The organism is Corynebacterium sp. HMSC072A04 (assembly GCF_001809235.1).
GTDB lineage: Bacteria > Actinomycetota > Actinomycetes > Mycobacteriales > Mycobacteriaceae > Corynebacterium > Corynebacterium hiratae.
Window position 1 is genome coordinate 1 of the sequence record NZ_KV796762.1, and the last position, 13,161, is coordinate 13,161.

The 13,161-nt window shown below is 60.5% G+C and carries 11 protein-coding genes and 1 pseudogene; 9 read left to right on the forward strand and 3 right to left on the reverse strand.

Features of this window, described 5'->3' with window-relative positions; genetic code table 11:
• Window positions 1-423 (reverse strand): annotated as a pseudogene (locus HMPREF2565_RS03770) (HNH endonuclease); the annotation flags it as partial.
• Window positions 424-665: 242 nt separating this feature from the next.
• On the reverse strand, window positions 666-989 hold the full coding sequence (locus HMPREF2565_RS03775; protein WP_070511621.1) for a hypothetical protein: 324 nt from the start codon (window positions 987-989) through the stop codon (window positions 666-668).
• Window positions 990-1,037: 48 nt separating this feature from the next.
• On the opposite strand from HMPREF2565_RS03775, the gene HMPREF2565_RS03780 reads away from it, so the two are divergent.
• From HMPREF2565_RS03780 to HMPREF2565_RS03805, 6 genes are all read left to right on the forward strand, one after another.
• A complete protein-coding gene (locus HMPREF2565_RS03780; protein ID WP_070516442.1) occupies window positions 1,038-2,414 on the forward strand; it encodes an MFS transporter in 1,377 nt (458 codons plus the stop codon).
• Between the two features lie 22 nt (window positions 2,415-2,436).
• Window positions 2,437-3,468 (forward strand): 6-phosphofructokinase, encoded by a 1,032-nt coding sequence (locus HMPREF2565_RS03785; RefSeq protein ID WP_070511628.1) that lies wholly within the window; start codon window positions 2,437-2,439, stop codon window positions 3,466-3,468.
• A 39-nt stretch (window positions 3,469-3,507) separates the two neighbouring features.
• A complete protein-coding gene (locus tag HMPREF2565_RS03790; protein ID WP_049157216.1) occupies window positions 3,508-5,106 on the forward strand; it encodes an aspartate:alanine exchanger family transporter in 1,599 nt (532 codons plus the stop codon).
• 43 nt (window positions 5,107-5,149) lie between these two features.
• Window positions 5,150-6,655: an Asp-tRNA(Asn)/Glu-tRNA(Gln) amidotransferase subunit GatB gene (gene gatB / locus HMPREF2565_RS03795; RefSeq protein ID WP_010186967.1), complete on the forward strand. Its 1,506-nt coding sequence runs from the start codon at window positions 5,150-5,152 to the stop codon at window positions 6,653-6,655.
• 54 nt (window positions 6,656-6,709) lie between these two features.
• Window positions 6,710-7,765, forward strand: a complete 1,056-nt coding sequence (locus tag HMPREF2565_RS03800) for an NAD(P)-dependent alcohol dehydrogenase (protein WP_070821510.1) — start codon at window positions 6,710-6,712, stop codon at window positions 7,763-7,765.
• 185 nt (window positions 7,766-7,950) lie between these two features.
• The gene (locus HMPREF2565_RS03805) at window positions 7,951-9,375 is read left to right on the forward strand and encodes a YkvI family membrane protein (protein WP_070821511.1); all 1,425 of its coding nucleotides are present in this window, start codon (window positions 7,951-7,953) and stop codon (window positions 9,373-9,375) included.
• Here HMPREF2565_RS03805 and HMPREF2565_RS03810 read toward each other — a convergent pair.
• Window positions 9,372-10,061 (reverse strand): LysE/ArgO family amino acid transporter, encoded by a 690-nt coding sequence (locus HMPREF2565_RS03810; protein WP_049157212.1) that lies wholly within the window; start codon window positions 10,059-10,061, stop codon window positions 9,372-9,374. The two genes, HMPREF2565_RS03805 and HMPREF2565_RS03810, sit on opposite strands and share 4 nt — an antisense overlap.
• Window positions 10,062-10,131: 70 nt before the next feature.
• Here HMPREF2565_RS03810 and HMPREF2565_RS03815 point away from each other — a divergent pair, with 70 nt between their 5' ends.
• From HMPREF2565_RS03815 to HMPREF2565_RS03830, 3 genes are all read left to right on the forward strand, one after another.
• Window positions 10,132-11,016, forward strand: a complete 885-nt coding sequence (locus HMPREF2565_RS03815; RefSeq protein WP_049157210.1) for a LysR family transcriptional regulator ArgP — start codon at window positions 10,132-10,134, stop codon at window positions 11,014-11,016.
• A 28-nt stretch (window positions 11,017-11,044) separates the two neighbouring features.
• Entirely contained in the window at window positions 11,045-12,031 is a 987-nt protein-coding gene (locus HMPREF2565_RS03820; protein ID WP_046648099.1) for a DoxX family protein, read from the forward strand.
• 567 nt (window positions 12,032-12,598) lie between these two features.
• Window positions 12,599-12,913, forward strand: a complete 315-nt coding sequence (locus HMPREF2565_RS03830) for a transcriptional regulator (RefSeq protein WP_049157204.1) — start codon at window positions 12,599-12,601, stop codon at window positions 12,911-12,913.
• The last annotated feature ends 248 nt before the right edge of the window (window positions 12,914-13,161 follow it).

The following is a 13,161-nucleotide window of genomic DNA, read 5'->3' on the forward strand; positions in this document are numbered from 1 at the left end:
CCTGATTTGACTACGCGTGGGAAAAGCCTGATTCGGCTTAGAAGGGGTGAAGAAGTCAGCCAGGAGGGTGTCGATGAAGTCCAGGGTTTCATCTGTTAAGGCTGTCAGTGCTGACATGGGTTGATCAATAGCAATAAGGGACTCGATGTCGAGCAGGCAGTGGGTGTCTTGTATGGCTTTGACTTTCGGCAGACTATCTAGGCGGTGGATGGCACGCAGGCCGGATTTGATGTGGCCTTCGGGCAGTGACCAGGCAGCAACTAGGGATAGTGCGGTGGTGTTGATATCAGCCTGCAGGCTGGGCATAGCCCCGACCCAGGTGTCATAGGCAGCTCGTCGTGTTTTGGCGCGGGCTATGGCGTGTGGGTTATTCGGGTTGGTGGTGGAAAAGAAGAAGGTTGGTGGGCGTGTGGCAGTGGTCATGGGTATCTCCCCCGAGATAAACATGTGTTAGAAGAAGTGTTCTAAACGTGATTCTAGTGTCACACACCCCGTATGGCCATAGCCTGCGTTAAATTCGTGTCAAGTCGTTACTATAAACGGGGGTAGCCACCCCACATTAGCCAGCACGTTCGACGCAAAAATGTTGGAGCCTTTGCCCGCGCGAGGACGTAAAACGCCCCTCCAGCCGTCAAGGACAGCGTGAAGGGGCGTGGGAGGGGGATCTACTTGGCGTCGGAAAGCGCGTAGGCAGCGCCAGCGCTCGCGGCAGTGACGGTGAGGACTGCGGGCCAGGAGCCCATTTTCTTAGCCAGCGGGTGGGAGAGGCCAAAAGCGCCGGTGTACAGAGCCGCCAGGCCAACGGTAGTGGCCGGGTTCGTCTTAGCCCACCAGCTGCGGCCCGCCCACACGCCAGCGGCGGCAAGCACCACGCCGCCAAGCGGGCGAATGCCAGTCTCCCGGGCGGTGAGCCAGCCGCCGATAAGTCCCAGCGTGACGGTCGCTGCCGTCGATACGTCCTGCGGTTTCTTGATATCAATCATTCCCATGCGCCTCAGTTTAGGCCGCGTGAGCGTGCGGTGGCTAGACTTCGCTGCATGAAACTCGGAGGAACGCCGCCGTCGGAGAAGCAAGCGTGGCTCGCCATGGCCGCGCTATCACTGGGCTTTTTCATGTCCTTGCTCGACCAATCGATGATTGCCGTCGCGCTTCCCGACGTCCGCCGTGAGTTCCACGCCGATGTCAACCAGGTGCTGTGGGTTTCCGCCATCTATTTGCTCGCCGTGGTCGTGCCGCTGTTGTTTACCGGCCGCCTCGGCGATATCTACGGCCAGAAGAAAATGTTCCAGCTGGGCGTCGGGCTCTTTGGCATCGGCGCGCTGTTGTGCGCGTTAGCGCCCTCGGTGGAGTTTCTTATTGCAGCAAGAGCCTTGCAAGGTTTCGGCGCGTCGATTCAAATGCCGCAGACTATGGCCGTCATCAACCGTATTTTCGCGCGGGAGCGGCGCGGCCGTGCGCTCGGCGTCTGGGGAGTGGTTGGGTCTTTGGCCACACTTGCCGGACCGCTCTTGGGAGGCTTCGTCGTCGCTGCATTTGGGTGGCAGGCTGTTTTCTGGATCCATGTTCCTTTTGTTGTCGCCGCGATTGTCTTATCCGGCCTGTGGGTGCCTTCCTTGCCAACGGCGATGGGGAAGATTGACTTCGTGTCGGTGGGGGCGTCGTTTATCGCGTTAACGTGCTTCGTCTTCGCAGTGCAACAGGGCCCAGAGACTGGTTGGCCGTGGTGGATTTGGGTCCTGCTCCTTGCTGGTGTGGTGGGCATCTACCTCTTCGTGCGCTTGCAATCATCGCGGGGGAAGGCGGCGCTCGTCCCGCTCGTGCTGTTTAAGGACCGCAACTACTCCGCAGGTTCAGTGGCCATCGTGTCCATGGGCTTTATGGCGGCGTCGATGATGATTCCAATCATGATGTGGCTGCAGGTCGAGCAGGACATGTCGGCGCGCGATGCCGGAATCATCGTCACACCCATGGCGCTGGTCTCTTTGTGCGTGTCGCCCTTGGCGGGCATTCTGGCGGATAAGCTGCACCCACGTCGTTTGGCGGTCGCGGGCTTCGGCATCCTGATTGCGACCTTCCTCGCACTGTGGTTCCTCATGCAGGCCGAAGTGTCGGCCTGGTGGTTGTGCCTGCCCTGCGCGGCGCTGGGGGCGGGACAGTCCTTCATCTGGGGTTCCAACGCCGCGACGACGATGCGCGATATTGACGCAGATCTCATGGGCGCGGCATCCGGCGTCTATAACACGTCCAGGCAGGTGGGTTCGGTCATTGGAGTGGCCGCCGTGTCAGCGGTTATGCAGGTAGCGGGGGCTGCGGATTCCCTCGTGATCATCGTTGCGATGCTGGCGGTGGGGTGTATGGCTTCGCTCTTCTTCCGCGACACCCTGCATGCGGTAGCGGAAACTGCGAGGCTATAGGGAAGCGAGTAGATTGGATGTCATGCGTCTTGCTGTACTGACATCCGGTGGTGATTGCCCCGGTCTGAATGCTGTTATCCGCGCGGTCGTTCGTACCGCATCCAACGAGTTCGGCGATACGGTCGTCGGCTACGAGGACGGCTGGGTTGGTCTGATGGAAGACCGCCGCCGTGACCTTTATGACGACGCAGAGATCGACCGCATCCTCCTGCGCGGCGGAACCATCCTTGGCACCGGCCGCCTCCACCCAGATAAATTCAAGGCTGGGTTGGACACCATCAAGGCCAACATGGCTGATGCTGAGGTCGATGCGCTCATCGCCATCGGCGGTGAGGGAACGCTCAAGGGTGCCAAGTGGCTCTCCGATAACGGTATCCCGGTCGTTGGTGTGCCAAAGACCATCGATAATGACGTCAACGCTACCGACTACACCTTCGGTTTCGACACCGCAGTATCCGTGGCGACTGACGCGATCGACCGCCTCCACACCACCGCTGAATCCCACGACCGCATCCTCATCGTCGAGGTTATGGGCCGCCACGTTGGCTGGATCGCGCTGCACGCTGGCATGGCCGGCGGGGCGCACTACACGGTGATCCCTGAGGTCCCGTTCGATATCGCCGATATCACCAAGGCCATGGAGCGCCGCTTCCAGATGGGTGAGAAGTACGGCATCGTTTGCGTCGCTGAGGGCGCGCTGCCGAAGGAAGGCACCATGGACTTCGAAGAAGGCGGTGTGGACCAGTTCGGCCACCAGACCTTCAACGGAATTGGCCAGGTCATCGGTGATGAGATCAAGAAGCGCACCGGCTACGACGTGCGCACCACCGTCCTCGGCCACATCCAGCGCGGCGGTACGCCGACGGCCTATGACCGTGTGCTGGCCACTCGCTACGGCACCCATGCCGCCCGTGCTGCGCACAACGGCCAGTCCGGCATGTGTGTGGCTCTCCATGGCGAGAACATTGAACTCGTGCCTCTCGAGGACGCAGTGGGCAAGCTGAAGGTGGTTCCGGCCAAGCGTTATGCCAACGCACAGGCCCTGTTTGGCTAAACACCACCGTTAGCTCATCCATAGTTTCTAAAGGTAGCGATGACAAGCGTATTAGCTTATCTGGCTGAGCAGCCGGTCCTCTTGGTGTTTCTGCTCATAGGTGTCGGCATGGCACTCGGCGGCATCAAGACGCGGGGCATCAGCTTGGGCGCGGCGGCCGTGCTTTTTCTCGGCATCGCATTCTCGGCAGCCGCATCAGCTGCCGGGGTGGAGGCCTCCGTTCCTCCTATTTTGGGCATGTTCGGCTTAGTGCTCTTTGCCTTCGGCATTGGCAATAACTCCGGTGTGTCCTTCTTCAAGTCACTGAAGACGGCGACGGGCCCAGTGCTGTCGATGATCGGAGTCTTCATCGTCGCGGCGCTTGCCGCGTGGGGGTTGGGCACTTATGTCTTTGGGCTGTCGAATGCCACCATCGCTGGTACTTTCGCCGGTGCGGTGACGAATACCCCGGCGTTGGCGGCGGCGTCGGAAGCCACGGGCGATCCGGGCTCGGCTACAGTGGGCTACGCGGTGGCTTACCTATTCGGTGTCATCGGCATGCTCGGTGCGACGGTGCTCGTGCTTCGCGACGCCGGCAATGACGACGACACCCTGTCACCCGTCACGCGCCAGCACATGCAGATTCAACGCGAGATCTCAGTCGCGGAGATCGCCGATATTGGCAATGGGGAAGTGCAGGTAACACGCCTGCGCCGCGTGGGCAGCAACCTTATCGTCTTGCCGAAATTCTTCGATGTGCTGCACCCCGGTGACGTGGTCACGCTCGTTGGTGCCCCGGAGGACCTGGACAACATCATCGAGCGAGCCGGGCGCGAGTCCCCGCAGATCCTCAATGATGACCGCCACGAGTTGGACTTTCGCCGCATCACTATTTCCGAGCACAGCTTGGCGGGCCTGACCATCGCGGAGCTCAATAACCAGCTGGCGGATCGCTGGGGTGCGCGCATCTCGCGAGTTCGTCGCGCCGATAATGACCAGGTCGCTATCCCCGAACACATCGTGGAGCTCGGCGACCGCGTGCGCGTCGTCGGTTCCAAGAAGTCCCTGCGGGAGATTTCCACTTTTCTTGGTGATTCCTCGCAAGGCCTGACAGATATCAACCCGGTGTCTTTGGGCCTCGGCATGGCCCTCGGCGTTTTCGTGGGCCACCTCGAAATCCCGCTTCCAGGCGGCTCTTCCTTTAGCCTCGGCGCTGCCGCTGGCGTCCTCATCGTGGCGTTGATCATGGCGCGTATCGGGCGCATCGGCAATACCGTCACCGCACTGCCGCACTCGGCCAACACAATCCTCTCCGAACTCGGACTGCTGCTCTTCTTGGCCCAGGCCGGAACGAATGCGGGCGGGGAAATCGCCGGTGCCTTTACGGGTGGAGCCTGGTGGAAGATTCTCCTGCTCGGCATGATCATCACGACGCTGGTGGCGACCGGATTCGCACTCGTCATGCGCCGCTTCCTGCGCGTCGGTGCCACGAAGACCGCGGGTGCTATGGCGGGCGCGCAAACCCAGCCGGCCGTGCTCGCTTTCGTGAACAATCGGACGAACACTGACCAGCGCGTCGCCTTGGGCTATGCCATGGTGTATCCGGCGGCGATGATAGCCAAGATTCTTATTACGCACGGCATCACCTTGTTGGGTTAGGCGGTTGCGCACGGTGTCGCGCTGACATACTAAGATGGCACGCATGACTGCTGCGATGTATGACCTGATGGACTATGACGAGGTCCTTGAAAAGTTCGAACCCGTTATGGGCATGGAAGTTCACGTGGAGCTCAACACGGAGACCAAGATGTTCTCCACCTCGCCCACGAACTTCAACGCAGCCCCCAACTCCAACGTGGACCCGGTGTCCCTCGGTTTGCCAGGCGCTTTGCCGGTGGTCAACTCCAAGGGCGTGGAAGGCGCCATCAAGATCGGCCTGGCGCTGAACTGCAAGATTGCGGAATCTTCGCGTTTCGCCCGCAAGAACTACTTCTACCCGGACCAGCCGAAGAACTACCAGATCTCCCAGTACGATGAGCCGATTGCCTACGACGGCTACCTCGACGTCGTCCTCGACGACGGCACTGAGTGGCGCGTTGAGATTGAGCGCGCTCACATGGAGGAGGACACCGGCAAGCTGACCCACCTGGGTGGTGCCGATGGCCGCATTCACGGCGCAACGACCTCGCTGGTGGACTGCAACCGTGCCGGCATCCCGCTAATCGAGATTGTGACCAAGCCGATCATTGGTGCTGGCGAGCGCGCCCCCGAGGTCGCCCGCGCCTATGTTTCTGCTCTGCGTGAGCTCGTCGCGGCACTGGGCGTGTCCGATGCCCGCATGGATCAAGGCTCGATGCGCGTGGATTCCAACGTTTCGCTGCGCCCGGTGGGCCAGGAGGAGTTCGGCACCCGTACCGAAACCAAGAACATCAACTCCCTGCGCTCGGTGGAGCAGGCGGTGCGCTTTGAGATGCAGCGCCAGGCGCAGGTGCTTGTCGACGGTGGCGAGATCGTCCAGGAAACCCGCCATTACCAGGAAACGGATGGTTCGACTTCCAAGGGCCGTCCGAAGGAAACCGCCGAGGACTACCGTTACTTCAACGACCCGGACCTGCCGCCGGTGATTGTCTCCCGCGAGTGGGTCGAGGAAATCCGTCAGACCCTGCCGGAGATGCCGTGGATTCGCCGCGCCCGCATCCAGGAGGAGTGGGGCCTCAAGGACGAGGAGATGCGTGACCTGGTCAACGCCGGCGCTCTCGATCTCATTATCGAAACAGTGGAAGCCGGCACCACTCCTGACGAGGCCCGCTCCTGGTGGGTGTCCTACCTGACCGGTAAGGCCAATGAGGCTGGCGTTGAACTGAGCACTCTCGGCATTACCCCGGCGCAGGTCGCTCGCGTTGTTGAGCTGGTCAAGGAAGGCAAGCTGACCACCAAGCTGGCTCGCCAGGCGGTCGACGGCGTGCTGGCCGGTGAGGGTGACGTCGACGAGGTCGTCGCCAAGCGCGGGCTCGAGGTCGTGCGCGATGATGGCGCGATCGAGAAGGCCGTCGATGATGCCCTGGCCGCTAACCCGGACATCGTGGAGAAGTACAAGGCCGGCAACAAGAAGGTCACCGGTGCCATCGTGGGTGCGGTCATGAAGGCCACCCAGGGTAAGGCTGACCCAGGACAGGTCAACAAGCTGATTGCGAAGAAGCTCTCCTAGTCGGTATAGATTTCCATTAGGCGAGGTCAGGCGGCTGCGGGTACCGTGGTCGCCATGACTATTTCTACTAAAGCACTGCAGAAGACCGGTCCGAACGAGCCCTTCGAAGTCGTGACCATCCAGCGCCGCGAGCCGCGCGCCGATGACGTTGTCATCGACATCAAAGCAGCAGGCATCTGCCACTCGGATATCCACACCATCCGCAACGAGTGGGGCGAGGCGCACTTTCCGCTGACCGTTGGCCACGAGATCGCCGGCGTGGTCTCCGCCGTGGGGGAGGAGGTCACTAAGTTCAAGGTGGGGGACCGCGTCGGCGTGGGCTGCCTGGTGAATTCCTGCGGTGAGTGCGAGCAGTGCGAGGCAGGGATGGAGCAGAACTGCCTCAAGGGCGGTGTGGGAACCTATAACTCCACGGATGTCGATGGCACGATTACCCAAGGTGGCTACGCTGAAAAGATCGTGGTGAATCAAGACTTCGTGCTGCGCATCCCGGATTCCCTTGATTCTGACGTGGCAGCACCCCTTCTCTGCGCTGGCATCACTACGTACTCTCCGCTGGCCCGCTGGGACGTCAAGGAAGGCCAGAAGGTAGCCGTCGTGGGCTTGGGCGGCCTGGGGCACATGGGCGTGCAGATTGCTGCCGCCAAGGGCGCGGATGTCACGGTCATCTCGCGCACCTCGCGCAAGGCAGAGGAGGCCAAGAAGCTGGGGGCGAGCCGTACCCTGGCCACCACCGAAGAGGAAGACTTCTTCAGGAACCACCGCGGCGAATTTGACCTCATCCTGTCCACCATCTCCGCCGAGTATGACCTCGAAGATTACCTGCGCCTCCTCAAGCCGCGCGGCATTATGTCGGTGGTCGGCCTACCGCCGGAAGCACTGCCGCTGCGCCTCAGCCGTCTGGTCGGCGGCGGCAAGGTGCTGACCGGCAACAATATTGGTGGCATCGCGGAAACCCAGGAGATGCTGGACTTCTGCGCCGAGCATGGCCTGGGCGCGGTGATCGAAAAGGTGGGCGTCGACGAGGTAGACGCGGCCTATGAGCGCGTCGTCGCGGGTGATGTGAAATTCCGTTTCGTCATCGATACCGCGACGTTTGCCGAGCACTAAGAGGTGAGCCGGCTCATGCTTGAGCGGTTGTAGGAGCAATCTCTCCACAGCCGCACACATGTTTTCCTATCAGGTTGGCGTAAGGTAGAACCTATGTAACGCCATGCTTGTGCCAAAGTATGGCGCGTTTTTATGCACTAGCCACTAAGCATAAAAAGAAGAAACTAGAAAACAGATAGGAAAACGTGTCTTATAAAAACGTCGTGGGCATCGCTTTGTCCTTCATTGGCTTGCTCGTGGGTGCGGGCTTTGCCACGGGACAGGAAGTTGTCCAGTACTTTACGTCCTTTGGTATTCCGGGCATGTGGGGAATCCTGGTAGCCGGCTTGGTCATGACCCTCGCTGGCACGGTGTTCCTTCAGCTGGGAAGCTACTTCCACGCCAGCGAACACAACCAAGTGTTCCGGAACATTACCCACCCGATCATTTCGCGCATTCTGGATGTCGCGGTGATCCTCACGCTCTTTGCGGTGGGCTTTGTCATGCTGGCTGGCGCCGGATCTAACATGCAGCAGCAGTTCGGCTGGCCGGCCTGGGTGGGTTCCCTGCTCATGCTCGTCCTGGTTCTTATCACGGGCATGTTCGACGTCGATAAGGTCTCCCAGGTCATCGGTCTCCTGACGCCGACCATCATCATTGCGGTACTCTTCGCCGGCACCTACACGCTGCTGCACATGCCGGACAACGTCGATGCGGCGATTGCCGCCTCCGAGGCGATTGAATCCCCAATCCCGCACTGGCTCATCTCCGCGCTGAACTACAACGGCCTGGCCCTCATCCTGGCGGTATCGATGTCCCTGGTGATCGGCGGCGATAACATCAGCCCGCGCGAGGCAGGCGTCGGCGGCATCGTGGGTGGCGCGGTCTACGCGGTGCTCATGGCCATCGCCGGTTTCTCGCTGCTGATGAACGCGGAGAACGTCGGCGATTCCGATATCCCGATGCTGACCTTGGTGGATAACGTCCACCCGACGCTTGGCGTCATCATGGCCATCATCATTTACCTGATGATCTTCAACACGGCCATCGGTATGTTCTACGCGCTGGGCAAGCGTTTGTCTTCTGGTAAGGAATCGAAGTACCGCATCATCTTCATCGCCGGCTGCCTTGCTGGCTTCGCCGTCTCCTTCGCCGGCTTCAAGGCACTGATGCAGTACGTCTACCCGGTCTTGGGCTACATGGGCATTGTGCTCGTGGCCATCCTGGTGATTGGGTGGCTGCGTTCCCTGGGCAAGATTAAGGACGAGGGCCTGCGCCGTGAGCGTATCCGCGCCCTGCTGCACCTCAAGCTGCACCCCGACACAGAGTACGACGCGGCGCGTTACGACGATGAAATCGGCCAGCAGATCGCCGACTCCAACATGGACGATGAAGCCCTCTTCGAGGATCTCGTCTCCGATGTGGTGGAGGAGCTGGACTCGGATGAAGAGCTCGACTTCGACAAGGAAAAGTGGGAGGAAAACCGCAACGACCACTCCTACTACACCGAACGCGAGGCTGTGGAGCAAGATCGCACCGACGAAGAAATCAAGGCCTGGGTCGAGGAAACCGGCGCGGTGGGAGACCCCGCCGAAGACGAAGAGATCCCTGAAGAATCAAAGAAGAACTAGAGAAGCAGGAGCTTCGCCGTCAGCGCAAGCATGACGCAGCCGATGACGATGTTGACTACGCGCCACGTCGTCGGCTTGGCCAGCACGTGGGAGAGCTTGTAGGCACCAAAGCCGAGGGAGGGGAACCACACGGCGCTGGCCAGAATCGCACCGCCGGCGAAGACCCAGCGCTGGTCGCCGTACTGGTTGGCAATGGAGCCCAGCATGACCAGCGCGTCGACGTAGGCTAGGGGATTGAGCCAGGTTAGCGCCAATGCGCCGAGGACCGGCTTGACCCAGGAATTCGAGCGCACGCGGGGGCGAATTTTAGTGAGCACGGAGTTTCCCGGTGCTCCCGAGCTGCCCGAGTTCTCTTCAACGACCTGCGCCACTGGTGCGGTTTCCTCAATGACCAGTGATTCCTGTTGCTTCTTAAACGCATCGCGGAAGCACGTGAACCCAAAGTAGATGAGGTAAGCCGCGCCCAAGTACTTGACCACGATGAGCGCGGTGGGGAAGCGTTCGACGAGGACGCCGACGCCGGCGGTGCCGCCGGTAATCAGGATGACGTCGGAAAGCAAGCATGCCAACAGGATGGGCCCGACATGATCGCGTTTAATACCCATCTTGATGATGTAAGCATTCTGCGGTCCGATGGCGATGATGAGGGACAAACCCAGCGCAAATCCTGCGAGCAAAACTGACATGGCTTCTAGTCTGCGTATAACGCCATATGAAGTCCAGTTAAATCTTCTACAGCTGGTTTAAAATAGCTTCATGAACCCGCTCCATACTGAAACTCTGCTGGCCATCATCGATGAAGGCTCCTTCGAGGGCGCTGCGGCTGTGTTGGGAATCACTCCTTCGGCCGTCAGTCAACGCATCAAGGCGTTGGAAGTATCGACTGGTCGAATCCTGCTGCGCCGCGGCACTCCCGTCACCGTGACCGAGGCAGGGGAGATCGTCGCCCAAGCCGCGCGGCGCATGGCTCTGGTCCAAGCCGAGGCGGATGCGCGGCTCACCGAGCGCCTCTCCCGCGTGCCGTTGACTGTTGCCATCAACTCGGATTCCCTGGCCACGTGGTTCAGACCTGTAATCCAGCGCACCGCCGAGCGCGGTGAGGCTGCGCTGCGCATTCGCATCGAGGATGAGGCCCGCACTCTCGCGATGTTGCGCCGGGGTGATGTGCTGGGCGCGGTCACGCGCGAGCAAACCCCGGTCTCCGGCTGTGAATCCACGTACCTCGGCACCATGCGCTACTTTGCCGTCGCCGCGCCCGCTCTGGCGGAGGGCTTCGAGGATTGGGAGACCCTGCCCATCGTGGGCTTCGGGCCGAACGACGCCACCTTGGACGACGCCATGCGTGAGCGCTTCATCGACTCCCATGTCCTGCGCGCGCGGGTATCCCAGATTCCCTCTTCGGAGTCCTACGTAGAGGCCGTGCGCTACGGCCTGGGCTGGGGTCTGGTGGCGAGGCTGCAGGCCCAGCCCCTGCTGGAGACGGGAGAGCTGGTGCTTCTCGACGACTTCCCGCTCGACATTGACCTCTATTGGCAACGCTGGCGGCTGGAGTCGGAAGTGCTCGCGGACCTCACGGCAGATGTCTTAGACGCAGGCCGTGCGGTTTTAGCTACGCGCCGCGCCGATAAAGATGCACCATAAGGGCGCTGTGCTGCCTTAAGTTGGAGGCATGAGCGATAAAACTCCTGATAAAGCCACCGACTTTGATGACGATATCCCGACCTACACGGGGAAAGACTCCGTGAAGGACAGCACGCCTGAGGCAGAAGCTGCCGATAAGCCGAAGAAGAGTAGCCTCTTCCAACGCCCCGGCCGCGCCGAGCCGCAGGTGATTAAGCCGAAGAAGGCTGAGGAGCCTGCTGTTGAGGCAGAGCCTGAAGCCAAAACCGAAACCTTTGAGAGCGCCACCCGCGAGTCCTTGTCTTTCGACAGCGCTGCAGCTGAAACCGAGACCACTGCCTTCCCGCGCGCGGAGGCCATGGCCGAGCCTGATACGCAGACAACCGCTATGCCGGTATCGGCAACCGCAACCGAGTCCGCAGCAACTGAGACCTACGAGGAAGTACCAAGCACGGTTGCCGTTGCCGATCCCGCCGTGGACTCCGAGCCTGCAGCCGTGGAGGAGAAGCCGGAGCCAGCACGCCGCGGCACCATCGACTTCGGTCTGCTCTTCGTGCGCTTGGCGCTCAGCGTTTACCTGCTCGTGGCGGGTGCCTCGACCTTCTTCAAGCTCGGCGGCAACGAGGGCCTGTCGGGTCTGGAGAACGAGTTCGGCGAGTACACCATGGCAGCGGCACTTGCCATCGGCGTGCCCACCGTCCAGCTCATCGCTGGCGCCTTCCTGCTGCTGGGTCTGGTGACACCGCTGGCGGCCATGTTCGGCCTTATCGTCACTGGTTTCTCCGCTATCCACGGCCTCAACGCCTCCGGTGCAGGGTTGGATGTCTTCGCGTGGAATGAGAGCGTCTGGCTGGGCCTCGTCCTCTTCGTTATCGCGGTGGCCCTGCAGTTCACCGGTCCGGGATTCATCTCTCTGGACTTTAACCGCTCGTGGACTCGCCGCCCATTGGCAACGTCCTGGATTTTCGTCGTCATTGGCGTGGCCGCGCTCGTTGCCATCTGGTGGTTTGGCGCGGGCGTTAACCCGCTGAACTAGGCGCTGTTAGCACGTTTCTACGCTCCCAGCCTGCAGCTATATACAAACTCTTGTTATTTTCCGTTGCGTAAAGTAAGTTGCTTTCCGTAATGGAAAACAATGACTTTGGTGCCGCAGGAGGGGAGCTTTAGTTTTGTCCAATCAGGATGTTCGGGACGCACTCGCATTTGAGGAACAACAACGGCTGGCCGCGGCCAAACGGCCACCCGTTTGGCTAAGTCTGCTCGCAGCGGCGGCGTACGGCGCGTGGTTTGCCTACATGTGGATCAAGGATGACGTCCATCCTCTCGTTCCTGTTGGTGGACTGCTTCTTCTACTCGCGCTCTTGGTGAGTCTTGCCGTCTTTTACCGCACGGGGGTGAGGGATTCAATGCGCCAGAAGGTTGATCCGTACGCCTCTAGGAATGTGACCTGGCGCTTCTACGCAGGATTGGGATTTATGATTCTGCCGGCGCTCTTCAACCCTTTCGTTGAAGGACACGTTATTGCCTCGTGCATCGCAGGTGTGCTGTGCGCCTTGGCGGTCTTGTGGACACTACATACTGGTGCGCTGGATCGGAGGCCGCGATGAGTGAACTTGACCCGGTAATCCACCCGCTCAATCGCTTTAAGATTTGCGCCACACTTAATGCCTTCGGAGCCACGCAGGGCGGGGAGGTAAACCGAGAGATGAAGTTCGCCATGTTGCGCGCTCGCACGGAGCTTTCCGATGCCTCCCTGTCTAAGCAGCTCGGAGCTCTGGAAAAAGCCGGCTACGTGACTCGCTTCCGCGAGTACGGCACCAGCCGTGCGAAGGACTCGGTGTGGGTCGCATTGACTGAGCAAGGCAAGATTGCCTTCGACGGCCACTTGGCAGCACTCAAGGAATTAGCTGAGGGTTGAGTTGGGTGCATAGTACGGCCTCGCTGAGGTGCCCTTGTTGCCAAAGTTTTCCCGCCCGCCGCAGGCGGTTTCAAGTGGTGGATGCATCACTTGAATAGTTCTTGGATTTTCTCTTCTGGTGTGTACCAGTTGAGGACTTTTCTGGGGCGCCCGTTGAGTAGGTCTTGAATGTGTTGAACGCCTTTTGAAGCGTCAGGGTACTAAAGTCGCTTCCTTTGGGTAGGAAGTCTCGGACTAGCCCGTTGGTG